Below are 26787 nucleotides of genomic sequence, written 5' to 3'. Positions count from 1 at the left end.
CGTGGCCGCGGAAGCCGAACAACAGCTTTCGCTCACCGCCGCCCTGGGCTTGGCCGAAGAGCCCCAGCCCGTACCCGAGCCCGGCCCAACCCGGCCCCGCAACCGTCAGCGCCAAGCCGCCCCAGCTGCCCAGCCGGCCGCAACCACAGCAAGCTCAAGCCCCGACTCCGATCTGCCCCCCTGGCACCACCACAGCCTGGTGAGCGCCGAGCAGCTGACGCCGATGCTCCGTCACTACGTGGAGCTCAAGGCCGCCCATCCCGATCGGGTGCTGCTCTACCGCCTCGGCGACTTCTTTGAGTGCTTCTTCGAAGACGCCATCACCCTCTCTCGCCTGCTGGAGCTCACCCTCACCGGCAAGGAGGGCGGCAAAGCTGTCGGGCGAGTGCCGATGGCGGGCATCCCCCACCATGCCGCCGAGCGCTACTGCGCTGAGCTGGTGCGCCGCGGCCTCAGCGTCGCCCTCTGTGACCAGCTGGAAAGCACCCCGGCCAAAGGCGAACTGCTAAAACGCGGCATCACCCGGGTGCTCACCCCCGGCACGGTGCTTGAAGAGGGCCTGCTGGCTGCCCGCCTCAACAACTGGCTTTGCGCCGTGGTGATGGAGGGCGCGTGCTGGGGCCTGGCGGTGGCCGATGTCAGCACCGGTGAATTCCGGGTCACCGAGCGGACCGGCAGCGCCGGCTTGCATCAGGAGCTGCTGCAGGTGGAAGCCGCCGAGGTGCTCTGGCCCGGCAACACCGCCAGTGCCAGTGCCGGCCCCTGCCCCACCTGGTGCCCTGAAGCCCTACGGCTAACGCCCCTGCCCCGCACCCCCTTTGAGGCGCCGGAAGCGTCCGCCACCCTCAAGCAGCGCTTCGGCCTGGCCAGCCTTGATGGCCTGGGGCTCGGCGAAACGCCGCTAGCCCTGCGCGCAGCGGGCGGCCTGGTGGCTTACCTCGACGACACCAGCCGAGCCCGGGTGCCCCTAGATCCGCCCACCACCTGGCAGGCCGGCGACCAGTTGGTGCTCGACGCCGCCACCCGCCGCAACCTGGAACTCACCAAAACCCAGCTGGGCGGCAGTGTCCACGGCTCCCTGCTCTGGGCGCTCGACCGCACCCACACCGCCATGGGCGGCCGCTGCCTGCGCCGCTGGCTTCAGGCGCCGCTGGTGGAGCGCGCGGCAATCCTGGAACGCCAGGGCGGCGTCAGTGAGCTGGTGGCCGATCGCGGCCTGCGACTAACCCTGCGCCGGCTGCTGCGTCCGATGGGCGACCTGGAGCGCCTGGCCGGCCGCGCCGGCGCCGGCAGCGCCTCGGCCCGGGATCTGGTGGCATTGGCAGATGGTCTCGAACGCCTACCCCAGCTGGCCGCCCAGCTCACCAACGTCACCAGCGCCCCGCTGCAGGCCCTGGCCCGCCCCTGGCCCGAGCTTGAAAGCCTGGCCGGCGAGCTGCGCCACGCCCTGCTCGACACCCCACCCCTATCGCTCACCGAGGGCGGCCTGTTCCACGACGGCGTTGATCCGGCCCTCGATGAGCTGCGCAACCAGCTCGACGACCAGGACACCTGGCTGGCCCAGCAGGAATCGGAGGAGCGCCGGCTCAGCGGCCTCACCAGCCTCAAACTCCAATACCACCGCACCTTCGGCTACTTCCTGGCGGTGTCGAAGGCCAAGGCAGCGGCGGTGCCGGAGCACTGGATCCGCCGCCAAACCCTGGCCAACGAGGAGCGCTTCGTCACCCCAGCCCTGCGCAACCGCGAGGGCGCCATCCAGCAGCTCAAGGCCCGCGCCGCCCAGCGCGAATACGAACTGTTCTGCGCCCTGCGCATCCAGGTCGGCGACCAGGCCGCCGCCATCCGCACCGCTGCCCGGCTGGTGGCCGAGCTCGATGCGATCGGCGCCCTGGCTGAGGTGGCCGCCACCGGCGGCTACTGCTGCCCCGAGATCACCGACCCCGCCGGTCCCGAGGCCCGCCTGCTGCAGATTGAAGCCGGCCGCCACCCGGTGGTGGAGCAGCTGCTGGTGGAAGAGCCCTTCACCGCCAACAGCGTGGTTCTTGGTGCCATCCCCGAGGCAAACCCCGAGGCAGCCCCCTACCCCGACCTGATCATCCTCACCGGCCCCAACGCCAGCGGCAAAAGCTGTTACCTGCGCCAAACCGGCCTGCTGCAGCTGATGGCCCAGATGGGCAGCTGGATCCCAGCCACCTCGGCCCGCCTCGGCATCGCCGATCGCCTGTTCACCCGCGTCGGCGCCGGCGACGACCTAGCCGCTGGCCAATCCACCTTCATGGTGGAGATGGCCGAAACCGCCAACATCCTCCACCACGCCAGCGAGCGCTCCCTGGTGCTGCTCGACGAGATCGGCCGCGGCACCGCCACCTTCGACGGCCTCTCGATCGCCTGGGCCGTGGCCGAGCACCTGGCCACGCCGGCCGAACGCGGCGGCATCGGCGCCCGCTCGATCTTCGCCACCCATTACCACGAACTCAACGCCCTGGCCGGCCAGCTGGCCAACGTCGCCAATGCCCAGGTGCTGGTGCAGGAAACCGGCGACGCCCTGATATTCCTGCACCAGGTAGCCCCCGGCGGCGCCAGCCGCAGCTATGGCATCGAGGCCGCCCGCCTAGCCGGCGTTCCCGCCGCGGTGGTGCTGCGCGCCCGCCAGGTGCTGGGCCGCATCGAAGCCAACAGCGTCATACAAGTGGATCAAGACGAACCCAGCGGGGCCGACGGCGCGCTCGCCGCCTGAAGCCAGGCAGCCCGCAGCAGGGCGTTGCAGGCCGCTGCCACCAGTCCGGCTCCGCCTTTGGAGCCCTCGAGCCGCATATGCACCAGGCCACTCTCAGCCAGGTGACGCTTGCTCTCCGCCACCCCCACAAACCCCACCGGCATGCCGATCACCAGGGCTGGTGCCGGCACGCTTCCCGCTGCCACCAGCTCGAGCAGCACCTCCAGGGCCGTGGGGGCGCTGCCGATCAACACCACACCTGGCTGGCCCTGCCCGGCCAGCGCCGCCGCCATGCCGGCGGCCGTGCGGGTGGAGCCCGCCGGCGCCTGCTCAGGCGACCAATCCAGCACGCTGCGCACAGGATTGGCGAAGGTGCGCCGCGCCATCGGCGCCACCGCCGCGGCCGCCATTGCCGTGTCCGTGAGGATCGGCACCCCCGCAGCTAACGCCGCCAAGCCGGCGCCGCAGGCGGTAGCGGGACAAACCAGATCGACCGCCAAACCCGGATCACCGCTGCTGTGAATCAGACGCAGCAGCACGTCCTGCTGCAGGGGGCTGAGCGACGCCAGCGACGCCGCCATCCCCGGCATCTGCCGGATCAGCCGCAAGCTCTCACTAAAAATCGGGTGATCCAGGGAAGGCACTCCGCCAAGAGCCGCAGTTTCAGCATTACTCATGGTCCGGTCCAATTCTCATGACCCGTTTCTGAGCGGTGCATCAATCACCAGCAGCGCTGTCCTTAATTATGTACAAGCTGTACAGCATGTACGGTCTGTACAGATTCGTGCACACCTATGCCTGACACCACCCTGGGCGTCGAGGCGGCCAGGCGCCGCCTGCCGGAACTGCTGGAGCGGGCGGCGGCAGGCGAGCGAATCGTGATCCAGCGCCACCGCACCCCCATGGCCGCTCTGGTGCCGCTGGCAGGACAGGCACCGGTCGATCCCCTGCTCCGCCAACGTCAAATCCAGAGCCTGATGGCCCTACAAGGCAGCGGCCGGGGCTGCTGGGATCCCCAGCAACGCCAACCAGCCCGGCCAGCACCGCCACCGCCAGCTTTTGTACAACCTGTACACAACCTGCCCCACCAAGGCGCCTTCAACCCCCGCCTGCTAGCCCACGGCTCCCGGATCGCCCTCGATGGCACCGCGCTGGTGGCCTTTCTGGCCGACGCCAAGGGTGCCGGCAAACACCTCGAGCCCCTGATGCAGGGCATAGCGGCTGGATATTGGATTGGGGTTGTCAGCAGCTTGAGCCTGATGCGGGTGCTTGAGGGGCCCCTGGCCCGCGGCGACGAGGCCCTGACCCAGCGCTACATCCAGGCTTTCAACAATCCCCACCACTGGCAACTGATCCCGAGCGATGGCGCCATCGCCGCTGCCGCCGTGCGTCTGCGCCGCCAGGAACCCCAGCTCGACGACAGCTGCGCCATCGAACTTGCTACTGCGATCCATTCCGGCGCAGTGGTGCTGGTCACCGACCATCCGGCCCTGGCCCAGACTGAGCTCCATCCGGTGCTCAGCGCCCTGCGGATCTGAGCACCGCACACCACCCATGCCCATTCACCTGCTCTGGGGCGACGACGAGGCTGCCCGCAACCGTGCCGTCGAAGCGCTGGTGCAGGCGCAGGTGGATCCCAGCTGGGCCACCATCAACCTCAGCCGCCTCGATGGCAACGACGCCGGCCAGGCGACCCAGGCCCTCGAGGAGGCCCGCACGCCGCCGTTTGGCGCCGGCAGCCGGATGGTGGTGCTGCAACGCAGTCCGTTTTGCAGCCAGTGCCCAGCTGAACTGGCCGAGCGTTTCGAGGCCGCCCTGGTCCAGGTGGCGGATGGCTGCCATCTGGTGCTGGTGAGTTCCGGCAAACCGGATGCCCGGCTGCGCACCACCAAAGCCCTGCAGAAGCTGGTGAAGGCTGGCCAGGCCAGCGAGCAAAGCTTTGCCCTACCAGCCATTTGGGACGGCGCCGGCCAGGTGGAGCTGGTGAGCCGCACGGCCCGGGAGCTGGGGCTGAAGCTGGAGCCAGCCGCAGCGGCAGCCCTTTCCGATGCCATCGGCAACGACAGCGCCCGCCTCGCCAGCGAGCTTGAAAAGCTCAGCCTCTACGCCAATCCCATCACCCTCGCCGCCGTGCAGGCCCTGGTGGGCGGTCAGACCACCAGCTCCCTCGCCGTGGGCGATGCCCTGCTGGCTGGCCAGCCAGCCGACGCCATTGCCCGGCTCGATGCCCTGCTGGAGGCCAACGAACCGGCCCTGCGCATCGTTGCCGCCCTCAGCAGCCAGATCCGCGGCTGGCTTTGGGTCACCCTGCTCGACCAGCAAGGTGAAAGCGACGTGGCGGTGATCGCTAAAGCGGCCGGCATCGGCAATCCCAAACGCATCTACGTGATGCGCAAGCAGATCCGCGGCAGCCAGCCCGCCGTCTTCCTGCGCCTGCTCAGCCAGCTGCTCTCAGTGGAGGCTGCCCTCAAGCGGGGCAGTGATGCCGGCGATGCCTTCCGCGACGGCTTCCTGCTCAACGCTTAAGGGATCAAGACGGATAATTAGTCCTTCTTTCACTGACGCCCACCGCCGCACCCCGCCATGGCCCTGCTGGTTCAGAAGTTTGGCGGCACCTCGGTGGCCGATGTGGAGCGCATTCAGGCAGTGGCCCGACGCATCGCCCGCAGCCGTGAGGAGGGCCACGAGCTGGTGATCGTGGTTTCAGCGATGGGCCACACCACCGACCAGCTCACCGGCCTAGCCCGCGCCATCAGTAGCAACCCACCCCAGCGGGAGCTGGACATGCTGCTAGCCACCGGCGAGCAGGTATCGATCGCTCTTCTTTCCATGGCACTGCACGCCGAGGGCGTGCCGGCGGTGTCGATGACAGGCACCCAGGCGGGCATCGTCACCGAATCGGCCCACGGCCGCGCCCGCATCCTGGAGATCCGTACCGAACGGCTACGACGCCTACTCGCTGATGGTCAGGTGGTGGTGGTGGCTGGTTTCCAGGGCACGAGCAGCGGCGCCGGCGGCACCCCCGAGATCACCACCTTGGGCCGCGGCGGCTCCGACACCTCGGCGGTGGCCCTGGCAGCAGCGCTGGGCGCCGATACCTGCGAGATCTATACCGACGTTCCCGGGGTTCTAACCACCGACCCCCGCAAGGTGGCCGACGCCCAACTGATGGCCCAGGTGAGCTGCGATGAAATGCTCGAGCTCGCCAGCCTGGGAGCCTCGGTGCTGCACCCGCGGGCGGTGGAGATTGCGCGCAACTACGGCGTGCCCCTAGTGGTGCGCTCCAGCTGGAGCGAGCAGGCCGGCACCCTGCTCACCAGTGGCACCCCCAGGCCGATTGGCCATGAGGGGCTGGAGCTAGGTAAACCAGTGGATGGCGCCGAACTCCTAACTGACCAGGCCGTGCTGGCCCTCGCCCACGTGCCCGACCGGCCCGGAGTGGCAGCCCAGCTGTTCGAGGCCCTCGGCGCCGCCGGCCTCAACGTGGATTTGATCGTGCAAGCCACCCACGAGGGCAGCTCGAACGACATCGCCTTCACCCTGGCCGCCGCTGAATGCGACCGGGCCCAGCTGGTGTGCCGCGAGGTGCTGGCAGGGCTGGGCGCGACCCTCAACGATGGCGGCGCCCAGCTGAGCGCCGAGGCCGGCTTGGCCAAGCTGAGCATCTCTGGAGCCGGGATCATGGGCCGGCCAGGGGTGGCTGCCCGGCTGTTCGACACCCTGGCCCGCTCAGGCATCAACCTGCGCCTGATTGCTACCAGCGAGGTGAAGGTGAGCTGCCTGGTGGCTGGAGACCAGGCGGAACGGGCCCTGCGGGCCGCTGCAGAAGCCTTCGAGCTGCCTGATCAGCAGCTGCGCCGCAATCCCAGGCCCTGCCGTCAGGGGGATCCAGCTGTTCGCGGCGTTGCCCTCGACCGCGATCAGGCCCAGGTGGCAGTGAGGCGCCTGCCCGATCGCCCCGGCACCGCCGCGGCCGTCTGCCGCACCCTGGCCGACGCCAGCATCAGCCTCGACGCGATCGTGCAATCCGAGCGCACCCACGCCGGGCCAAGCCGCGATATGAGCTTCGTGCTCAAACGCGACGATCTGACGCGGGCGCAGCAGACCCTGGCGCCCCTACTGCGGCAATGGCCCGGCTCCAGCTTCGAGGAGGGGCCCGCCATAGCCCGAATCAGCGCAGTAGGGGCCGGTATGCCATTCACCCCAGGCACCGCGGCCCGCATGTTCCGCTGCCTAGCCGACGCAGGCATCAACATTGAACTGATCGCCACCAGCGAGATCCGCACCAGCTGTGTCGTAGCGGAAGCCGAGGGCATCAATGCGCTGCAAGCGGTGCACGCCGCATTTGCACTGGGTGGCATCGCGCAATATCGGGCCGAAGGCACCGAGGCGCCTGGCGAGGTCGAGGTATCGATGGCATGAACTGGGGCCGCCACCGCCTTCCCCTTGCCCTCGCGGCAGGTCTCGACGCTGCTGGGTTAATCGCCGCAGCGTTAACCGTGAACGGCCTGCGCCAAAACAGTGTTGGCAATCAACAGCTCTTGCTGCTGGGCCTAGTGCTGATCTACCTGAGCCTGGGCTGGCTGTTCGGCTCCTACACCCTGCTGAAACTGACGCGGCTGCGCTGGATACAACTGCTGCTGCGGCTCGGAATCACCAGCGGCGCCAGCATCGTGGCGGGCGCCCTGCTGGGTTGGCTTCTGCGGGTGCCTCAAGACATCACCCTGCTGCACCGGGGCAGTCTGATTCCTATGTTCAGCCTTGTTTCCTGCTGGAGCGCCCTAGTGCGGCTGGGGCTGCGCCAAGGCCAACATCTGTCCTCCCAACCTGCCTGGCAGATCGTGGCGCTGCCCCAGGAAGTGGAGGCCATCACCAAGGAATGGCGGCGCAGCTACGGCAACAATCCCCTGCCGCCAATCCTGCCGTTCAGTTCCACGCTCTGGGAACGCGATTCCCCCAACGCAACCATCGCACTCAGCAGTGGCGTAGCCGCCGAAGCGGACGTACAACAATTTTGCCAACAGGTAGTCGGCCAGGGCCATCCTGTGCTGTCCCTAGCGGCCATGGCGGAGCAAGAGCTACTGCGCATTCCTCCCCACTGGGTGGGCGATCAATGGCTGCTGTTTTCAAGCCGCATCGATGGCACCAAGAGCACGTTTGAGCAGCAGCTCAAACGCTTCGCCGATGTGTTGATCAGCCTAGTGCTTCTGGTGATAACCAGCCCGGTCGTGGCGCTGGCCGCCCTATTAGTCCGATTGCAGGACGGTGGTGGCGTGATCTATCGGCAACAACGCACCGGGCTAATGGGCCAGTCCTTCGCTGTGCTGAAACTCCGCACCATGGTGCCCCTGGCCGAAACAGGTAGCGCCCTATGGGCAGCAGAGCAGGATGCGCGCATAACTCCGATCGGCCAATGGCTGCGCCGCACCAGGCTCGATGAACTGCCCCAGCTGATCAACGTGCTGCGAGGGGAGATGAGCCTGATCGGCCCGCGTCCGGAACGGCCCGAACTAGAGGGTCAGCTAGAGGCAGAAATCCCCAACTACCGCCTGCGCCACTGGGTGCGGCCCGGCCTCAGCGGCTGGGCCCAAGTGAACATGCCTTACACCTCAAGCATTGAGGATTCGGAGTTGAAACTGAGCTACGACCTTTTCTACCTGCGCAACGCCGGTCTATGGCTGGATCTACTGATCATGGTCAAAACCATCAAGATCGTGCTCAAGGCCGCCGGTCGTTGACCCCTCACAATCGCGCTGATCAGAATCGCGCTAATGCTTCCCCACCAACTTCTGGCGCAGGTTTTTAATCTTGTCGCGCAAGTTGGCAGCCTCTTCAAACTGGAGATTCTTAGCAGCCCCCTTCATCTTCTCTTCAAGCTGCTGGATGAGCTCCGGCAGGGCATCCAGCGGCACATTGTTGTGCTCGGCCTGCTCGGTGGCCTCCTCCAGCTGGTCGTCGTTGAGCCGCCGTGACATCTCAAGAAAGGAGAGAATCGAATTGCCGGCCCGCTTGCCTGCAGGGGTGGGGGTGATGCCGTGCTCAACGTTGTAGGCGTGCTGAATGGCGCGGCGGCGCTCGGTTTCTGAGATGGCCTTAGCCATCGAATCGGTGAGGTTGTCGGCATAGAGGATCGCCATGCCCTCGATGTGGCGGGCAGCCCGGCCAATGGTCTGAACCAAGGAGCGCTCGGCCCGCAGGAAGCCCTCCTTATCGGCATCAAGAATCGCCACTAGCGATACCTCGGGCAGGTCCAATCCTTCTCGCAGTAAATTCACCCCCACCAGCACGTCATATTCGCCATTCCTGAGATCTTGGATGATCTCGATCCGCTCAATCGAGTGGATTTCCGAGTGCAAATAGCGCACTCGCACGCCGTTTTCGGCCAGGTAATCGGTGAGATCTTCTGCCATGCGCTTGGTGAGCGTGGTCACAAGCACTCGCTCGTTTTTCTCCGCCCGCACCCGAATCTCGCCGAGCAGGTCGTCCACCTGACCCTCACTAGGACGCACCTCCACGATCGGATCGAGCACCCCGGTGGGGCGGATCACCTGCTGCACAATCTGGCCACTGCTCTGCTCCATCTCCCAGTTGCCTGGAGTGGCACTCACAAAGATCGTCTGCTGGGCCTTCTCCCAGAACTCCGAACCCTTGAGCGGCCTGTTGTCGGCAGCGCTGGGCAGGCGAAAGCCGTGCTCAATCAGCACCTGCTTACGCGACTGGTCGCCGTTGTACATCGCCTGCAGCTGGGAGCAGGTGACGTGGCTCTCATCCACCACCAGCAGCCAGTCTTTAGGGAAATAGTCGATCAGGCATTCCGGCGGCGTGCCCGCCTCTCGCCCGGCCAAATGGCGGGCGTAGTTCTCCACGCCATTGCAGTAGCCCACCTGCTCGAGCATCTCGAGGTCGTAGGTGGTGCGCTGCTCCAGCCGCTGGGCCTCTAGGAGCCGCCCCTGACCGTTAAGTACATCGAGCCTTTCACGCATCTCATGGCGGATGGCCAAAATCGCGTCCGCCAGCCGCTCCTTTGGCGTCACAAAGTGCTTAGCCGGATAGATATTGATTGTGTCGAGGCTTTGCAGAATCTCCCCGGTAGTGGGATCCACGTAGCGGATCGCCTCCACCTCATCACCAAAGAGCTCAATCCGCACCAGCCGGTCTTCATAGGCCGGGCCGATCTCCAGCACATCTCCCCGCACCCGAAAACGACCGCGGGAAATCTCCAGGTCGTTGCGGGAATACTGGTTGTTTACCAACTCCCGCAGGGAGCCTCGCAAATTCAGGGTCTCGCCCACCTTAAACTTGACTGCAGCTTTTAGATATTCACTGGGGATACCTAAACCATAAATACAACTAATAGAAGCCACAACGATCACATCGTTGCGTTCAAACAGCGAACGGGTCGCCGAGTGGCGCAGCATGTCGATCTCTTCGTTGATCGAGGCTGTTTTGGCGATGTAGGTGTCGGAGACAGCCACATACGCCTCCGGTTGGTAATAGTCGTAGTAGCTGATGAAATATTCAACAGCATTATTCGGGAAGAACTCCCGCAGCTCATTGCAGAGCTGGGCCGCCAAGGTTTTGTTGTGAGCCAGCACCAAAGCAGGACGCCCGGTCTGGGCGATCACATTGGCGATCGTGAAGGTCTTGCCGGTGCCGGTGGCGCCTAGCAGGGTCTGGTAGCGCTCGCCCCCATCAACACCCTGCACCAGCCCGGCAATGGCCGTGGGCTGATCTCCCTTGGGTCGGTAGGGGGCGTGGAGTTCAAACGGAACCATGCCCCCATTCTCGGGGTCAAACCACCGGAGCTGTGGTGATCAGGGCAGCTGCGCGAGTGAAGTCGACATCAAGGCCAAGGATCCGCAGGATCACGGCCGACAACACGGCATAGACAACACCGCCGAGAATCGCGCTCACCACTCCGTTTTTGAGGCGGAATCCCTTGATCAACCAAGCCGCCAGACCAAACAGCACCACGGTGATTGCCCAGTTGAACAGCAGGCTCACCGGACTGATCAGGCCCCCCAGGCTGGTGACCGCCCACACCGGCCCCAGCAGCAGCTTCAGCGGCCAGATCAACAGGGTGCCCAGCAAGCCGATCACCACAGCGGAAAGCATGGCGATCGGGAAACTGCTCACCTCCACTCCCAAGGGAAGCCAGGCCACAATTAACAGCACAATGGCCCGAATCGGCCACTGCAATAGCCACATTAAAGAACCCATGAAAAAGATGCGGTGATCATTGCCGCAAAATAGTCATGGGTTCAGGCAGAAACAACTGAGCTTGGCGTTAACCAACAACGATTGCGCCTGCAGGCATTCCAAGTGCCTCGCGTAGGCCGCGCACGACGGCCACCATGGCCAGAGGGTCGTTCAGCTTGTTGATCGCCGAACCAACCCCCACACCGGCGGCACCGGCGGCGATTGCCATCGGCACGGTAACGGCGGAGAGGCCAGAGGCACATAGCACCGGGGCAGCACTACCCGCTTCAACACTGTCCGCCGCAGCCAAGGCCCGGCTGATGCTGTGGGCAGCGGCCAGGGTTGGAGCCGCCTTCTCAATAAGGCCGAGGCTGCCGGCGCTGAAGGGCTTAGCGCTTGTGCCGCCCTCGGTTTGGATGATGTCGGCACCAGCGGCCACCAGATCCACCGCCAGCTGCTCCTGCTGATCGAGGGGCAGCACATGGGGCACTGTGACGCTCAACACCACCTCGGGCAGCAACTCGCGAGTGCGGCGGGTGAGCTCAAGCACTTCGGCGGCATCGAAGATGCGACCGAGGGGGTAAAAGGCGTCGTAGTTGCCAATTTCAACCATTGCCGCCCCGGAAGCCACAGCAGCGGCAAAAAGCTCGGGCTCAACTGCGCTCACGCAGATCGGCAAACCGCTCACTGCAGCGGCCAGCTGCACCAGCTCCGGATCGCAGGCCACATCGATCAAATCGGCTCCGCCTTGGCCAGCGGCCCGGCAGATCCGCTCCACACTGGCAGCATCAAAATTAGTAAGGCCAGCGATCACCTTGAGCAGGCGGCGATCAGCAAGCGCGGCTTGCAGGGCGGAGGGCAGCTGCTCAAGACGCGACTTCGCAACCATGGAAACGCAAGATTTGAATAGTGAATCGATTCTCCCACCCGGGCCGCGCTGGAGCCCGGACCACCTGCGGCTGCATCGCCATCTGCGTCACCATCCCGACCTGTTGCCGGCGGGAGCGCCGCTGCTGCTAGCCATCTCGGGTGGTCAAGATTCCATGGCCCTGCTGGCCCTACTACGCGACCTGCAGCGCCTGCACCAGTGGCCCCTGCACCTCTGGCACGGCGACCACCGCTGGCGACCGGAGTCGGGCCAGGTGGCAGCGGAGCTGGCCGGTTGGTGCAGCGACCAGGGGCTCGAGCTGCACGTTTCCTCCTGGCTGAGGCCGCTGGAGGCAACCAGCGAAGCTGACGCCCGCCACTGGCGCTACGGCCAGTTGGCTGAGCAGGCCAGATGTTTGGGGGTGGGCCATGTGGTGACCGCCCACACCGCCAGCGATCGAGCCGAAACTCTGTTGCTGCACCTAGCCCGAGGAAGCCATCGCCGCGGCCTGGCGAGCCTGCGCAGCCTGCGCCCCCTCACCAGCCCATCGAGCCCGACCACCCATCCAAGCGAGCCAATCGCGCTGGCGCGGCCGCTGCTGCCCTTCTCCCGGGCCGACACCACCCGGCTTTGCGAGCAACTGACGCTGCCCGTGTGGCACGACCCGAGCAATACCGACCGCCGCTACAGCCGAAACCGAATCCGGGCCGAGGTGGTACCCGTGCTGGAGGAGCTCCATCCCGGCGCCGCCAAGAGGATCAGCGCCCAAGCAGAGCGGCTGGTGGAAGAGGTGGAGAGCCGCAACGAATTAGTGAATCTGGCCCTGCAAACTCTAAAAACAGCCGGGAGCCAGGCTGGGACACCAGGCCTACAGCGCCAGGAGTTGGGCCACCTAGCCGTAGCCAACCAGCGCCAACTGCTGCATCACTGGCTTGAGCAAAGCACCAGGCTGGCGCTCCCTGCCAGGCAACTCGAAGAACTATTGCGGCGGCTACAACCGGGCCATCCCCCAGGCCAGGCAGACCTAGGCGCGGATTGGCAGCTGCGCTGGGATCGCTGCACACTGTGGCTGCACCATCCCGCCGCACACCTGCCGCAATGACAACCTCGCCGAACTCGCTGCAACAGCGTTATGAGGCCATTGAGCGGGTTTACAGCGAACGCCAATGGGACGATGTGGCCCGCTTAAGCGAGGAGCTGCTGCTTGAGCTGCCCAACGAGCCCGCCGACCCCCTGCGCCAAAGACTGCAGCTCTTACTAGGCCACACCTACCTCTACGGCTACCAAGACAGAGCTACAGCAACCGGTTTTTACAGCCGCGTTCGAGCAGCCACGCAAGAACCCGTACTCCGGGATATCGCCGACCAGGGGCTGGAGCAATGCGCCAGCCAGGCAGCACAACTGGAAGTTGCACCGGAGCAAGCCTCGAATGCACCAAGCACTGGAGGCCAAGCCTTCCCCTTCGGCAATGAGCCAGTAGCGGGCGGAACAGTAATTACCAGCTCTGGCTCGGCCATGCCCTGGATGGAGCAACTTGGAGGCATCGAGGCGGCGGAGGTTCAGGTGCCCGTGCCGGCGCAGGTGCCGAATCTGGTAGTTGAAGTGGTCGATGAGCCAGAGCTGATCGAGGTGGCCCAGGCAGATGCGGCGACTGCTCAAGAACTGGACGTCGCCGTGAGCAAAGAGAGCCTGGCTGAGCCAGAAGAGCGTTTTGCCAAGCAAGTCGGGGGACCTAGCCCCGAGGAGTTCGCCGAACTCTCCAAGGGGCTGCTGCGAGTGGTGATCCGCTGAGCTGGTGCTGGGGCCGATCAGCCCGCAATAGCTGCTGAACGGCGGCGCCGGGTACGGCCGGCGGGTTCCGGCTCGAGCTCTGCTGGGGCTGGGGCCGAAACCTCAGCAACTACAGCGGCTGGGGCGGCAGTAGGAGCAGACACAGGCGTGGCGGCAGGGGCGGCAGCTCCAACGGCAACCAGCTGACGCTGGGGTGCCGGCACGGCGCCATCACGGCCACGACCACCTCCATCACGGCCGCCTGCATCACGGGCAGAGCGACCCCGGGGAGCGGGGCGGCTGTCGGGTTCGGCGTCGGCGCGGCCCTTGTAAGCAGGCGTACCGGCAGGGGCTGGCTGCACCAGGCAAATGATCAACGGCTCCACCTGGAGCTCGCGGCGCAGGCGGCGTTGCAGACCCACCTCTACCTCTCGCTGCACACCGACCCAATCCACCTCAGGGGCCTTGCCACCGGTGTTGCGGCAGAGCTGATTCCAGCGATTTTCCAGCACCCAGCCGATTTCGCGCTCGGCCCACATCGAAAGCCTGCGGGCATCAGCAGTGGTGACCACACCACGGATATTCACCCGCGGCGGCGCAGCCATCACACCGTCGGTGCTGATCACCGCAAGCAGAGTGATCACGCCGTCTTCTGCCAGCTGCTGGCGCTCCTTCAGCACCCGGGCATCAACAATGCCGTTCCGGGAAGCATCCAGCAGTTCGATGCCGGCCTTGACGGGGTCGCCTTTACGGATCGAATCGGCAGTGAGCTCCACCACATCACCGTTGTCGATGATGAGCATGTTGTCGCCTGGTACCCCCATCGATTGGGCGGTTTTGCTGTGGGCCACGAGCATGCGGTGCTCGCCATGCACGGGCACAAAATACTTGGGCTTGGTTAGGGCCAGCATCAGCTTCTGGTCTTCCTGGAAGCCATGGCCAGAGACGTGAATACCCTCGCCCTTGCCATAAACCACCTTGGCGCCGAGCATCATCAGCCTGTCAATGGTGTTCACCACCGAGATGGTGTTGCCAGGGATCGGGCTGGCCGAGAAAATAATCGTGTCGGTGCTTTTCACCTGCACCTGGGGATGCTCACCACGGGAGATGCGGCTCAAAGCTGCCAGGGGCTCACCCTGACTACCAGTCATCAGCAACAGAGTTTCGCGGTCGGGCAGATCGCGTATCTGCTTGATCGGCACAAACAGATCATCGGGGGCGCGCATATAACCCAACTCCCGCGCCTTGGCAATAACGTTAAGCATGGAGCGGCCCAGCAGTCCCACCTTGCGGCCGTTCTTTAGTGCCAACTCCAGGATCATCGACACCCGGTGAATCGAGCTGGCAAAAGTTGTGATGATCACGCGGCCTTCTGCCTGGGAGATGTGACGATCCAGGCAAGGGAACACTGAACGCTCAGGCGGGCAGAAGCCCGGCACTTCGGCATTGGTGGAGTCACTGAACAGGCAAAGCACCCCCTTGTCGCCGTAATGGGCGAGGCGAGCCATGTCGAAGGTCTCGCCATCCACCGGCGTGTGGTCAAATTTGAAGTCGCCGGTGAAGATCACCGTGCCCACAGGGGTGGTGATGGCCAGCGAGAAGCTGTCGGCCATCGAGTGGGTGTTGCGGATGAACTCCACTGAAAAATGTTGGCCCACCTTCACCACATCGCGGGGCGCGACGGTTTGAAGGATGGTGCGATCCATCACACCGGCCTCCTCCATCTTGCCGGTGAGCATGGCCAACGCCAGGCGCGGTCCATGAATCACGGGGATGCTGAAGTTTTTAAGGTGGTGGGCAATACCACCAATGTGATCTTCGTGACCATGGGTCACGATCATGCCGCGAATCCGCTTCTGGTTTTCCTTGAGATAGCTGGTATCTGGCATCACCACATTGACGCCATGCATGCCATCACTGGGGAAGGCCAATCCAGCATCCACCAACATGATGTCGTCGCCGTACTCGAACACGCAGGTGTTCTTGCCGATCTCATGCAGGCCGCCCAGGGGAATCACCCGCAGGTGGGGCGGCTTGGTGGCGATCTGACTGGTGCCCTGGGCTCGGCCGTTGGAACTGGTCATGGAGAAGGAGTTTTAGGGAAAAGGAACAAACTGAATCGATCTGGTCTCAAGCCTTGGCGTCAGGTAGGACGCAGGGCGGCCAGGGTTTCGGAGAGGCGTTGTCGCACGTCGGTGGTGGCGGAAAGCAGGGGAAGACGGGGTGCACCCACGGGCCAGCCGCTGAGCTCCAAGGCGGCTTTGACGGGGATCGGGTTGGTGCTGCAGAAAAGGGACTTGCACAGGGGCAGCAGCTGGTCGTGCAGAGCCAGGGCTTGGGCCAAATCCCCCGCGTAAAAGGCGCGCACCATGGCGCTGATCTCAGCGCCGGCCAGGTGGCTGGCCACACTCACCACTCCCACAGCACCAACGGCAAGCATCGGCAGGGTGAGGGCGTCGTCACCGCTATAGATCGCCAGACGGTTGCCGCACAGGGCCCGCAGGGCGCTCACTTCTTCTGTGCTGCCGCTAGCAGCCTTGAAACTCACCACGTTGGCGCAGTCGAGCAAGCGAGCCACGGTGGCTGGCTCCAGGCTGGTTCCTGTACGACCAGGGATGTTGTAAAGCATCAGGGGCAGATGGGGTGCCGCCGCTGCCACAGCGCGGAAATGGGCCTCAAGGCCGTCCTGGGGGGGCTTGTTGTAGTACGGCACTACCACTAGGGCGCCGTCCGCACCGAGGGCCGCCGCCTGCCGAGTCGCCTCCACCGCTTCGGCGGTGCAATTGCTGCCACTTCCCGCCAGCACGCTGGCCCGATGCCCAACCGCTTGCTTCACGGCAACTAAAAGAGCGTGCTGTTCGTCCCAACTGAGCGTGGGTGATTCGCCAGTGGTGCCGCAAACCACGATTCCATCGGAGCCCTGCTTGATCAGATGCTCTGCCAGCTGGGCCGCAAGGCCCAGATCCACCGAACCATCGGCGGCGAAGGGGGTCACCATCGCCGTCAGCACGCGGCCAAATAGCGGTGTGGCTGGCTGGATAGGGCTCAAGCAGCACCTCCGGGCAAAACCGCTCCATCTGCAGCCGCCGGGCCCTGGATCAACAGCTCGGCAATCTGGATCGCATTGAGAGCCGCACCCTTGCGAATCTGATCACCGCAGAGCCACAGCTCCAAGGCATTGGCATCACTGAGGTCCTGGCGGATACGTCCCACCGCCACCGGATCGCGGCCCGTCACATCCGTGGGCATCGGGAAGCGGTTGGCCTCAAAGTTTTCCAGCAGCTCCACGCCGGGGGCCTCAGCCAACAGGGCTCTGGCCTCCTGCACCGGGAAGGGCTCATGAAATTCAATATTTACGGCCTCTGAATGGGCCCGCAGCACCGGCACCCGCACACAGGTAGCCGAAAGTCGCAGCTCCGGCGTGCCCATGATCTTGCGGGTTTCGTTGAGCATCTTCAGCTCCTCCTCGCAATAACCATTGGCCTGCAGCGGAGAGTTGTGCAGAAAAAGGTTGAAGGCCAGGGAGTGGGGCAGCACCTCACTCACTGGCTCACCTCCATCGAGCACGGTCCGGCTGAGCTGGCGCAGCTCCTCCATCGCCCGGGCACCGGCGCCGCTGGCGCTCTGATAAGTGCTCACCAGCACACGCCGAATTGGCCGACGCGCCGCCAAGGGGGCCAAAACCAGGGTGAGCAGAATTGTTGTGCAGTTGGGGTTGGCAATGATGCCCCGATGGGCAAAAGCAGCCTCGGGGTTCACTTCTGGAACCACCAACGGCACCTCCGGATCCATTCGGAAGGCGCTGGAGTTATCGATCACCACGGCGCCAGCCCGGGCCGCCACCGGGGCCCACTGGCGCGACACCGAGCCGCCGGCTGAGGCGAGCACCACGTCCACCCCTTCAAAAGCTGAGGCCTCCACGGGCCGGATCGCCAGCGATGTGCCCTGCCAGGCAAGGCTTTGACCAGCGGAGCGGGGTGACGCCAGGGGAATCAGCTCAGCCACAGGAAAGTTGCGCTCAGCGAGCAGCTCGAGTAACTCCTGGCCAACGGCACCGGTCGCACCGAGCACCGCAACCCTCAAGGGGCGACTGGGCAGGCAGGGAGATGGCGGGGTAGGGACGGGCTGGGCGGCGGTCAAGGGAGCGGGAGAAGAATCAAAACTCGGTGGCGGAGCTGGTGATCAAACGTCAAACCAGCTAGGGGCGGAAAGCTGCAACAAAGAAACCGGCCATGGTCGAAGCCGTTGTTTGCTGATTCGGGAACTATCGCTTTCGTCGTGCGCCGAACCGACAATACGCGCTGGGAGCTCGGAACGGCCGCTTTCTAGGATCGGGGTCTGCAACTGTTTTCCATGAGCTCAGCCGCCGCCCCCGCCGCCAGCCCGCTGTCGATAAAAGCCAGTCCCCGTCCGGGCAGCCGCGTGGCCCTCGAGGTGGCCATCCCCGGCGGCCGCAGCCAGGCCAGCTATGACGCCGCCGTGGACAAGCTGAGTCGCAGCATCAAGCTTCCCGGCTTTCGCAAGGGCAAGGTTCCCCGGCCCGTGTTGCTCCAGCAGATCGGTCCCCTGCGCATCCGCGCCACGGCCCTAGAAGACCTAGTGGACGCCGCTTTCCGGGATGCTGTTAGCCAAGAAATGGTGGTAGCCATCGGCAGGCCCGAGCTCACCGAAGGCTTTGAAGTCGTGATGGAACGCTTCGAGCCCGGCAGCGCCCTCACCATCACCCTGGAGCTCGACGTCGAGCCCACACCAAAACTCAAGTCCACCAAGGGGCTAAAGGCTGAGGCCGAGGCAATCAAGTTCGATCCGGCCCGCATCGATGAACTGATCGAGCAGTCGCGCAAGCAGCTGGCCACCCTGGTGCCCGTAGAAGGCCGCCCCGCCGCCAGCGGCGATGTGGCGGTACTCAGCTTCAGCGGCATCTACGTGGATAGCGGCGAGGCCATCAGTGGTGGCAGCAGCGATGCCATGGAAGTCGAGCTGGAGGAGGGCCGGATGATCCCCGGCTTCGTAGAGGGCGTAATCGGCATGGCTATCGGCGCTAGCAAAACCATCGACTGCCAGTTCCCGGAGAGCTACCCCCAAGAGGAGGCCGCCGGCCGCCAGTCGCGCTTCGAGATCAGCCTGAAAGACCTCAAGTGCCGGGAACTACCCGCCCTTGACGACTCCTTTGCCCAGCAGGCCAGCGACAAAGCCACCCTGGCCGAACTGCGCAGCGATCTGGAAACCCGCCTCAAGGACGACGCCGAGCGCCGGGCTAAGGCCAGCCGCCACGACGCCCTGCTCGCTGCCCTAGTGCAAGAGCTTGAAGTGGAACTACCCGAAACCCTGGTTCAACAGGAAATCCGCAACCTGGTGGAGCAGACAGCTGGACAGATCGCCCAGCAGGGCATGGACGTCAAAAAGCTGTTCACCCCGGACCTGGTGCGCTCATTGATGGACACCTCCCGGCCGGAGGCAGAGGAGCGCCTGCGCCGCAGCCTGGCCCTCAAGGCCCTCGCCGCCACCGAGGCGATCGAGGTGGAGGCCAAGGAGCTCGAAACCAAAATCAAGGAGATCAGCCGCGGCCTGAGCCAGCAGGGCAACATCGATCCCGAAAGATTGCGTCTGGCCGTTGCCGACGACCTGCTGCGCGACAAGCTGCTGGAGTGGCTTGAGGCCAACAGCACCATCACCGAAAAGGCTGCCACCCCAGCCGACGCCGACCCTGACGCAGCAGGCGAGGAGCAGGCAAAGACCAAAGCGAAAGCCAAGGCCAAACCAGCCAAAGCCCAATAGCCACAGCCAGGACCAATAGATTGGTCCTCCGAGAGCTTCCCCGCGCGTGATCGACGCCACCCTTCGCCATCCCGTCCACAGCAGCTGGAGCCCCAGTGGCTCCCCCGGGGTGCTGCCCACGGTTGTGGAGCAGTCGGGCAAGGGCGACCGCGCCTTCGATATCTATTCGCGCCTGCTGCGCGAACGGATCATCTTTCTGGGCACCGGCATCGACGATCAGGTGGCCGATTCCCTAGTCGCCCAGCTGCTGTTCCTCGAAGCCGAGGATCCGGAGAAGGACATACAGATTTACGTGAACTCCCCAGGCGGCTCAGTGACCGCCGGCTTGGCGATCTACGACACGATGCAGCAGGTCTCCCCAGACGTGGTGACCATCTGCTACGGCCTGGCCGCATCCATGGGTGCCTTCCTGCTCTCGGGTGGCACCAAGGGCAAGCGGCTGGCCCTGCCCAATGCCCGGATCATGATTCACCAACCCCTCGGCGGCGCCCAGGGCCAGGCAGTGGACATTGAAATCCAGGCCAAGGAGATTCTTTTCCTCAAGGACACCCTCAACGGTCTGATGGCTGAACACACCGGTCAGCCCCTCGAAAAAATCACCGAAGACACTGACCGCGACTACTTCCTTTCCCCCGCAGAGGCGGTTGAATACGGCCTGATCGATCGGGTCGTGACCGAATCCCCTGCCGCCACAGCTGCTGAGTGATTCCGGCCGGTTTGATCCTTAAGGTCAGCTGACGATCCATTATTTCCTGTCGATCCTGGAATCAGGACTCCCCTGCCCATGGCCAAGTTCGACGCCCACCTGAAGTGCTCGTTCTGCGGCAAGTCGCAAGAACAGGTGCGCAAGCTGATCGCCGGCCCGGGTGTCTACATCTGCGATGAATGTATCGATCTCTGCAACGAGATCCTTGATGAGGAGCTGGTAGACGGACATAGCGGCACAGCCAGCGGCGGCGGAAGCGGCCGCCATGCCGCCGACTCCAGCCGCGGTAAGGCCTCCAGCAAAAAAACAACCAAACCCGCTCCAACTCTGGCGGAGGTGCCCAAGCCCCGGGAGATCAAGGCCTTTCTCGACCGCCAGGTGGTGGGCCAAAACGAAGCAAAGAAAAATCTTTCCGTAGCTGTTTACAACCACTACAAACGCCTGGCCTGGCAAGGCGATGGCAAGGGTGAAACGGACCAGACAGCCACCAAGCTGCACAAGAGCAACATCCTGCTGATCGGCCCCACCGGCTGCGGCAAAACGCTCCTGGCCCAGACCCTGGCCGAAATGCTCGATGTGCCCTTTGCGGTAGCCGACGCCACCACCCTTACCGAGGCGGGCTACGTCGGAGAAGACGTGGAAAATATCCTGCTGCGGCTGCTGCAGAAAGCGGATCAGGATGTGGAACAGGCCCAGCGGGGCATCATCTACATCGATGAAATCGACAAGATCGCCCGCAAGAGCGAAAACCCCTCCATCACCCGGGACGTCTCCGGAGAAGGGGTGCAGCAGGCATTGCTGAAAATGCTCGAAGGCACCGTGGCCAACGTGCCGCCGCAAGGAGGCCGAAAGCATCCCTACCAGGAATGCATTCAGATCGACACCAGTCAGATCCTGTTCATCTGCGGTGGTGCCTTCGTCGGCCTCGAAGATGTGGTGCAGAAGCGGATGGGCCGCAACTCCATCGGTTTCCTCAGTGCCGATGGCAGCAGCCGGCCCCGCAGCGGCAAGGATCGCCATGCAGCCGAGGTGCTGCGCCATCTGGAGCCCGACGACCTAGTGCGCTACGGCCTGATCCCCGAATTCATTGGTCGGCTGCCGGTTAGTGCGGTGCTTGAGCCCCTCGACACGCCAGCCCTGCAAGCCATTCTCACCGAACCCCGGGATGCCCTGATCAAGCAGTTCCAAACCCTGCTGAGCATGGACAACGTGCAGCTCGATTTCGAAGCCGGCGCTGTTGAAGCGATTGCCATCGAGGCCCATCGCCGCAAGACGGGCGCCCGGGCCCTGCGCGGCATCGTCGAAGAGCTAATGCTCGACCTGATGTACGACCTGCCCTCCCGCAACGACGTCAAGAGCTTCACCGTGACCCGGGAGCTGGTGGAGCAGCGCAGCAAGGGCAAGGTGGTGCCCCTCGGCAGCGCCAACCTGGATTCGCCACAGCAGGCCAGCGCCTGATCGGGCCCGCACCGATGTCCGCAGCTGACCACTTACAGGTGCCGCGCCAGCACGGTCTGTTCTTGCATCACGGCATCGATCTAGGCGACGGCAGCGTGGCCCACTACCTGGAGGGGCGCGAAATCCTGCGCAGCCCCCTGGCCGATTTCAGCCGCGGCGAACCTGTAGCGGTGGTTCCCTATGCCGCGGGCGACTGCTCCCCGGCCGGCGTAACCCTGCGGCGGGCCATGGGGCGCCTGGGCGAACAGAATTACAACTTGCTGTTCAACAACTGCGAACACTTCGCCCATTGGTGCAAGACCGGCCGGCATCGCAGCGCCCAGGTCGAGGATTTGCTGCACACCGGCAGCCTCGGGGCCCTGGCCATCGGTCAGTGGGTGCCAGCGGCCATGCTCAGCGCTGCCCGAATGCTGCTGCGCCAGGGCAACCTGACCGAACTCGACAAGCTGCGCCAAGGCCTGCAGCAGAAATTGGAGCAGGAGCTTGGCCGGGCTGAAGCTCGCTGGGGCCAAGACCGCTTCGAAAACCTGAGGCTGGCGGCCCAGAAACTGGCCGACCAACTCACGGCCGTGGAAGAACTGGAAGAGCGGCTAAGGCGCCAGCTCGAACCGGACCAGGGCCACTAATCTCAAGCCTCAGCTTCATGAGCCCAACGGCGATCTCCAGCTACCAACCCCTCCACCACAAATACCGTCCCCAGCGCTTCGACCAGCTGGTGGGGCAGGAGGCGATCGCCGCCACCCTGGGCAACGCCCTGCGCACCGGCCGGATTGCGCCGGCCTATCTGTTTTGTGGCCCCCGCGGCACGGGAAAAACCTCCAGCGCCCGCATCCTGGCCCGCTCCCTCAACTGCATCGGCAGCGATGGGCCCACCCCCGAGCCCTGTGGCGTCTGCGAGCTCTGCACCTCCATCGCCGCCGGCAATGCCCTCGATGTAATCGAGATCGACGCCGCCTCCAACACCGGCGTCGACAACATCCGCGAGCTGATCGAGCGCTCCCGCTTCGCTCCGGTGCAGGCCCGCTGGAAGGTGTATGTGGTGGACGAGTGCCACATGCTCTCGACCGCCGCCTTCAACGCCCTGCTCAAAACCTTGGAGGAGCCACCGCCGCGGGTGGTGTTCGTGCTGGCCACCACCGACCCGCAGCGGGTACTCGCCACGATCCTGAGCCGCTGTCAACGCTTCGATTTCCGCCGCATCCCCCTGCAGGCCCTCGAGCAACACCTCAGCTGGATCGCTGAGCAGGAGCAGATCGGCATCACTCCAGAAGCCCTGCACGTGGTGGCCCAGCGAGCCCAGGGGGGCCTGCGGGATGCGGAGAGCCTGCTAGATCAGCTCAGTCTGCTGCCGGCGCCGATCGAGGCCACAGCGGTATGGGAGCTGCTGGGGGCTGTACCGGAGCAGGAACTACTGGCCCTAGCCGGTGCCCTGGCCAGTTGCGATCCCCTCGCCCTGCTGGAGGGTTGCCGCGAGCTGCTGGAGCGGGGCCGGGAGCCCGCCGCCGTGCTGCAGGGGCTCGTCAGCCTGCTGCGGGATCTAGTGCTGGCTGGCACGGCGCCCGACCGCCTAGAGCTCACCAGCGTGTCGCCCCAGTTCCGCCAAGCCCTTCCCGATCTGGCCCGCTCCCTCGGCAAAGCCCGGCTACTGCAGTGGCAGGCTCAGCTAAGGGGCAGCGAGCAGCAGCTGCGCCACAGCGTCAACCCGCGCCTGTGGCTAGAGGTGCTGCTGTTGGGTCTGCTGGCCGAGCCAGTAGCTGCCGCCCAGCCAATCTCTGCCGCAGCCCCCACCGCAACTGCGCCTGCAGTTGCACCGCTGGTTGCACCCCCAGTCGCACCGGCGGTCGCGCCAGCAGCCGCCCCAATCCCGGCTCCGGCTCCAGTCAGCGACGAGCCCAACAGCTCCGCCAAACTGCCGGAGCTCTGGCAGCAAATCCTGGCGGGCCTGGAGCTGCCCTCTACGCGAATGCTGCTGTCCCAACAGGCCCGGCTGGTGCGCCTCGATGAGCGCCGCGCCGTGGTGCAGGTGGCCGGCAACTGGATGGCCATGGTGCAGAGCCGCCTGCCCCTGCTGGAAGCAGCGGTAGCTAAGGCCCTAGGCAGCCCCCGCCAGCTCACATTGGAAGGGGGTGGGGAGAGCGCCGCACCAACTGTCACCGCCCCCGGTGCCGCCACCCCCAGACCGACACCACCACCGCCAACGCCAGCACCACTGCCAAGCCCAGCAGCCCTACCAAGCCCAGTAGCCAATCCGCCACCCGCGGCAGTTACTGCGCCCCCCTTAGCCGCACCCCTCGATGACAAGGCCAGAAGGCTGGCGGAGTTCTTCAATGGCGAAGTAGTTGAACTCGATGGGCCGCTCGACGAATTAACTGGCGATGCATTGACTGGCGATGCAGCTGAGGCGGCTGCCTGAGCGGGGCCAGCACAATTGCGTAACAGGTAATCAGGCGGTTGCCGGATCTTCGATTTGGGACTCTTCCTCCTCGCCGAGGTGCATGGTCTTTGCCCAAACCAGGCTCTTGGGAAGCAGGGCCATGCGGAGAGTGGTCCAGGGAATCACCACAAACCAGTGGCTCAAATAGGCAATGCCCAGGAGCAGGTTCCAGACGTTCATTGCCGGCAGGGCCGGGCCCTCGCTAGGGCGACGACAACCGGCCAAAATCGCCCCTCCAGAGAGCCCAAAGGCAACAAAGGAAAGGGGCCAGATGGTTGGGCGGGTGCCCGTAATCACGGCGCCGATCAAATCGGCAATCGCCACCACCGGCAAAAAGTATTGGAGCAGGAAGAAGCTGGTTAAATCAAGCTTCTGACTTGCGCTTAGACGCTCAGAAATCAGGCCGGGCCAGTAATCGAAGAAGCGCTGCAAACCGCCTTCAGCCCAACGCTGACGCTGACGCCAGAGGGCAGCCACACTCAGCACCGCCTCTTCCTGTACCGGCGGATCCCAGAGGATGCCAATCGGCTGGCCGTCGAGCAGCAGCCTGAAACTGAGGTCTAGGTCGTCGGTGACCGTGTCCTCGTTGAAACCACCGCTACTGAGCAGGGCGTCCCGGCGTAGCAGCTGGCCATTGCCGCGCAACTCGGCTACGCCTCCAACTGCTAAGCGACCCTGCTGGATCACGGCGTCGAGGGCCATCTCCATGGCTTGGGCCCGGGTCAGCCAATTGGCGGTGGCATTCACCTCAGCTTTGCGCAACTGCACGGCCGACCAGCCACCAGCTTCCGCGTAGGGAATCAGCCGCTCCAGGGTGTCGCTCTGAAGGTCCGCATCAGCGTCGAGCACGAACATCCAGCGGCCCTGAAGCTGCTGCAGCACAAGATTTAGAGCGCCCGATTTGCCGCCGCCGGCATCTGGCTCACGCCGCAATACCTGCAGAAAAGGATGACGCTCCTGCAGCTCAGCCAAAACCTGAGGAGTCCGATCGCTGCTGGCGTCGTCAATTACCCAGAGCCGCATCTGCCCCTGCGGGTAGTTCAACTGAGCAATGCGCTCCACCAAGCGGCCAATAACTGCCTGCTCATCGCGGGCCGCCACCACCACGTCCACTGCGGGCAGGGGTTCGGCCCCTTGAGCGGCGGAGGCTTGAGCTGGTTCTGGGCTGCCTAGCGAACCAAAAACCTGGCGCAACACGGTGCGCAGGCTGTAGCCCCCAAGCAGCACGGCCAGGGTGAGAGCCGGGATCAGGCGCAGCGACTCATGGAGCCAATGGGGAGCCATTCCCGCCCAGCCGCAGCCGATCAGGAACAGGGCCGACTTGCCGCGACGGTGATCGGTGGTACGGCCACCCGCAGCCATGGCGATCCCGAAAGTCGCCGAACTCTAAGGGGAACTGGCGGCCGAGCCGGGCTGGGACAGGGGGCTGATGCCTGGCAACGCCCTGAGGGACTGGAGGCTGGTGCCCGGATAGTAGTGATCGAGGATGCGAGCCATGCTCCAGCCACGCCGGGCTAAGTCGATAGCTCCAGCTTGAGACAAGCCGGCACCGTGGCCAAACCCTCCCCCCTCGAAAATCCAGCGACCCGGGCCGTCGGGCCGCAACACAAAGAGGGTGCTGGGCAACTGTCGCAAGGTGCGGCGAATCGCATCACGGCGCAGCACCACGCTCTGCCGCACTCCACTGGCTCCCTGCGCCTGGATTTCCAGCGCCAATACCCGTCCACTGGGGCCCCGCTCCAGCACCGCCAGGCGTGTGGGCGGCAGGCCCAAGGACAGGGCAGCGCGGCTCAAGGCCTGCTGAATCTGGGCCGAATCGAGCTGGCGAGACCAGCGGAAGCGGGGGTGGTCGAAGCCATAGGCGCGGGCGGTAGCCGCCAGGGCAGCTCCTAGCCGGGCCGGCTGCAACGGCAAAACCACAGCGGCTGCAACGGCTGGCGGACCATCCACCCGCGGCCTCAGATAGGGCAGGGCGTCCCCAATCCACACCTCCTCAAACCCGGCCGCAATCCCCCCATTTGTTGCGTGATAGACGCCATGAATCGGCGCACCCTGCCAGCTCAAGACTTGATATTGGGTGGCGGCAATCGCCTGGCGTACAGCTGCTCCGGCCTGGCTGGGGTCTGCGTACACCTGGCATTGGGTATCGGCGCATAGGTGGTAGCCATCCACCACGAATCTCCCCTGGTTGCGCAGGGCCCAGGTGCGGGCCAGGACCGTCTGGGCAGCCAGGGCCGCCGCGGGGGAGCCTGCCCCGATCTCATGGGGCACAACCCCAAGCAGGTAGCGCTCTAAGGGCACCTCCTCCACCAACGACCAGCTGCCGTAGGCATCTCCCTGGAGCCGAAATGGACCTGCAAACACACCCCCCTGCCAGCTCAGCCCCCCCGGGGCCTCCAAGCGCAAGGGCCCCTCTAAGCGAACCGGGCCATCCGGGCGCCGCAGCTCCAAAACCAGGCGATCGCGCTGCAACTGCTCCACCAGCCGCGGCCTAACTCCAGCGGGCGCTGGAGCCTCGGGCGCGGCCCACACTTCCCATTCGGCCGGGTGGGCAATCACAGGGGTGGCACCGGCCAGTCGCCAGCGGCCAGAAGCCTCCTGGGCGCTCTCGTAGCTAGCAAAGGGCCCCCACACCTGACGGCGCAGCGCCAAGGGCTCGGCCAACGGCAGCCTGCGCCAGTGCAACTGCAACAGGGGCGCCTGAAACCGCTGGCCCGTCGCACTCAGCAGGGTGAGGTTTCCAGCCGCGCTGCGTAGCTCCAAGGGAGTAGGCGGACCCAAATGGGCCGCCAGGGCCACCCAGAGCACCGGCGCTGTGGCCGCCACTGCCGGCGGAGGCTGCACGGGCCAATGCAGCG

21 protein-coding genes are annotated in these 26787 nt (G+C 65.0%); 12 read left to right on the top strand and 9 right to left on the bottom strand.

What is annotated here, in order from left to right; translation table 11 throughout:
• Nucleotide 1: 1 nt before the first annotated feature.
• Complete coding sequence (gene mutS / locus KBZ22_RS04235; protein WP_396111630.1) at nucleotides 2–2737, top strand: DNA mismatch repair protein MutS; 2736 nt, start codon at nucleotides 2–4, stop codon at nucleotides 2735–2737.
• On the opposite strand, the gene KBZ22_RS04230 is transcribed toward mutS, so the two are convergent.
• Complete coding sequence (locus KBZ22_RS04230) at nucleotides 2695–3393, bottom strand: precorrin-8X methylmutase (RefSeq protein WP_255021140.1); 699 nt, start codon at nucleotides 3391–3393, stop codon at nucleotides 2695–2697. The two genes, mutS and KBZ22_RS04230, sit on opposite strands and share 43 nt — an antisense overlap.
• A gap of 117 nt (nucleotides 3394–3510) precedes the next feature.
• Here KBZ22_RS04230 and KBZ22_RS04225 point away from each other — a divergent pair, with 117 nt between their 5' ends.
• Genes KBZ22_RS04225 through KBZ22_RS04210 form a run of 4 tightly spaced genes read left to right on the top strand, consistent with a single transcriptional unit; the run spans nucleotide 3511 to nucleotide 8454 of the window.
• Nucleotides 3511–4254: a hypothetical protein gene (locus tag KBZ22_RS04225; RefSeq protein ID WP_255021139.1), complete on the top strand. Its 744-nt coding sequence runs from the start codon at nucleotides 3511–3513 to the stop codon at nucleotides 4252–4254.
• A 16-nt stretch (nucleotides 4255–4270) separates the two neighbouring features.
• Nucleotides 4271–5242 carry a DNA polymerase III subunit delta gene (holA, locus tag KBZ22_RS04220; RefSeq protein ID WP_255021138.1) on the top strand — a complete coding sequence of 324 codons (972 nt, stop codon included), beginning with the start codon at nucleotides 4271–4273 and terminating at the stop codon, nucleotides 5240–5242.
• 57 nt (nucleotides 5243–5299) lie between these two features.
• Nucleotides 5300–7138, top strand: coding sequence for an aspartate kinase (locus KBZ22_RS04215; protein WP_255021137.1), 1839 nt, complete (start codon nucleotides 5300–5302; stop codon nucleotides 7136–7138).
• Nucleotides 7135–8454 carry a sugar transferase gene (locus KBZ22_RS04210; protein WP_255021136.1) on the top strand — a complete coding sequence of 440 codons (1320 nt, stop codon included), beginning with the start codon at nucleotides 7135–7137 and terminating at the stop codon, nucleotides 8452–8454. Before KBZ22_RS04215 ends, KBZ22_RS04210 begins: the two co-directional genes overlap by 4 nt.
• A gap of 30 nt (nucleotides 8455–8484) precedes the next feature.
• On the opposite strand, the gene uvrB is transcribed toward KBZ22_RS04210, so the two are convergent.
• The 3 genes from uvrB to KBZ22_RS04195 all read right to left on the bottom strand — a co-directional run bounded on the left by uvrB (nucleotide 8485) and on the right by KBZ22_RS04195 (nucleotide 11804).
• On the bottom strand, nucleotides 8485–10491 hold the full coding sequence (uvrB, locus tag KBZ22_RS04205; protein WP_255021135.1) for an excinuclease ABC subunit UvrB: 2007 nt from the start codon (nucleotides 10489–10491) through the stop codon (nucleotides 8485–8487).
• Between the two features lie 16 nt (nucleotides 10492–10507).
• The gene (locus tag KBZ22_RS04200; protein ID WP_106632469.1) at nucleotides 10508–10936 is read right to left on the bottom strand and encodes a phage holin family protein; all 429 of its coding nucleotides are present in this window, start codon (nucleotides 10934–10936) and stop codon (nucleotides 10508–10510) included.
• A 67-nt stretch (nucleotides 10937–11003) separates the two neighbouring features.
• Nucleotides 11004–11804 carry a DUF561 domain-containing protein gene (locus KBZ22_RS04195; protein WP_255021134.1) on the bottom strand — a complete coding sequence of 267 codons (801 nt, stop codon included), beginning with the start codon at nucleotides 11802–11804 and terminating at the stop codon, nucleotides 11004–11006.
• Between KBZ22_RS04195 and tilS the strand changes: the two genes are divergently transcribed.
• Nucleotides 11803–12885, top strand: a complete 1083-nt coding sequence (gene tilS, locus KBZ22_RS04190) for a tRNA lysidine(34) synthetase TilS (protein WP_254941733.1) — start codon at nucleotides 11803–11805, stop codon at nucleotides 12883–12885. The two genes, KBZ22_RS04195 and tilS, sit on opposite strands and share 2 nt — an antisense overlap.
• Nucleotides 12882–13574: a hypothetical protein gene (locus KBZ22_RS04185; protein ID WP_254941734.1), complete on the top strand. Its 693-nt coding sequence runs from the start codon at nucleotides 12882–12884 to the stop codon at nucleotides 13572–13574. Before tilS ends, KBZ22_RS04185 begins: the two co-directional genes overlap by 4 nt.
• A 17-nt stretch (nucleotides 13575–13591) precedes the next feature.
• Here the strand turns inward: KBZ22_RS04185 and KBZ22_RS04180 are convergent, their stop codons facing one another.
• The 3 genes from KBZ22_RS04180 to KBZ22_RS04170 are packed head-to-tail and all read right to left on the bottom strand — an operon-like array spanning nucleotide 13592 to nucleotide 17693.
• Complete coding sequence (locus tag KBZ22_RS04180) at nucleotides 13592–15637, bottom strand: ribonuclease J (protein WP_254941735.1); 2046 nt, start codon at nucleotides 15635–15637, stop codon at nucleotides 13592–13594.
• A 59-nt stretch (nucleotides 15638–15696) separates the two neighbouring features.
• Complete coding sequence (dapA, locus tag KBZ22_RS04175) at nucleotides 15697–16602, bottom strand: 4-hydroxy-tetrahydrodipicolinate synthase (RefSeq protein ID WP_255021133.1); 906 nt, start codon at nucleotides 16600–16602, stop codon at nucleotides 15697–15699.
• Nucleotides 16599–17693 (bottom strand): aspartate-semialdehyde dehydrogenase, encoded by a 1095-nt coding sequence (locus KBZ22_RS04170; RefSeq protein WP_255021132.1) that lies wholly within the window; start codon nucleotides 17691–17693, stop codon nucleotides 16599–16601. Before KBZ22_RS04170 ends, dapA begins: the two co-directional genes overlap by 4 nt.
• Before the next feature lie 213 nt (nucleotides 17694–17906).
• Between KBZ22_RS04170 and tig the strand changes: the two genes are divergently transcribed.
• The 5 genes from tig (at nucleotide 17907) to KBZ22_RS04145 (ending at nucleotide 23908) form a co-directional block, all read left to right on the top strand.
• Complete coding sequence (gene tig, locus KBZ22_RS04165; RefSeq protein ID WP_255021131.1) at nucleotides 17907–19331, top strand: trigger factor; 1425 nt, start codon at nucleotides 17907–17909, stop codon at nucleotides 19329–19331.
• A 46-nt stretch (nucleotides 19332–19377) separates the two neighbouring features.
• Nucleotides 19378–20037: an ATP-dependent Clp endopeptidase proteolytic subunit ClpP gene (gene clpP / locus KBZ22_RS04160; protein WP_106632476.1), complete on the top strand. Its 660-nt coding sequence runs from the start codon at nucleotides 19378–19380 to the stop codon at nucleotides 20035–20037.
• A 78-nt stretch (nucleotides 20038–20115) separates the two neighbouring features.
• A complete protein-coding gene (gene clpX, locus KBZ22_RS04155) occupies nucleotides 20116–21495 on the top strand; it encodes an ATP-dependent protease ATP-binding subunit ClpX (protein ID WP_255021130.1) in 1380 nt (459 codons plus the stop codon).
• A 14-nt stretch (nucleotides 21496–21509) separates the two neighbouring features.
• Entirely contained in the window at nucleotides 21510–22121 is a 612-nt protein-coding gene (locus KBZ22_RS04150) for a lecithin retinol acyltransferase family protein (protein WP_255021129.1), read from the top strand.
• 17 nt (nucleotides 22122–22138) lie between these two features.
• Nucleotides 22139–23908 (top strand): DNA polymerase III subunit gamma/tau, encoded by a 1770-nt coding sequence (locus KBZ22_RS04145; RefSeq protein WP_255021128.1) that lies wholly within the window; start codon nucleotides 22139–22141, stop codon nucleotides 23906–23908.
• A 30-nt stretch (nucleotides 23909–23938) separates the two neighbouring features.
• Here the strand turns inward: KBZ22_RS04145 and KBZ22_RS04140 are convergent, their stop codons facing one another.
• A complete protein-coding gene (locus KBZ22_RS04140; protein ID WP_255021127.1) occupies nucleotides 23939–25291 on the bottom strand; it encodes a glycosyltransferase family 2 protein in 1353 nt (450 codons plus the stop codon).
• A gap of 24 nt (nucleotides 25292–25315) precedes the next feature.
• On the bottom strand, nucleotides 25316–26773 hold the full coding sequence (locus tag KBZ22_RS04135) for a SpoIID/LytB domain-containing protein (RefSeq protein WP_315858594.1): 1458 nt from the start codon (nucleotides 26771–26773) through the stop codon (nucleotides 25316–25318).
• Nucleotides 26774–26787: the final 14 nt, after the last annotated feature.

This window comes from Cyanobium sp. L1E-Cus (assembly GCF_024345755.1).
Lineage (GTDB): Bacteria > Cyanobacteriota > Cyanobacteriia > PCC-6307 > Cyanobiaceae > Cyanobium_A > Cyanobium_A usitatum.
This window is presented reverse-complemented; position numbering and strand designations above follow the sequence as displayed.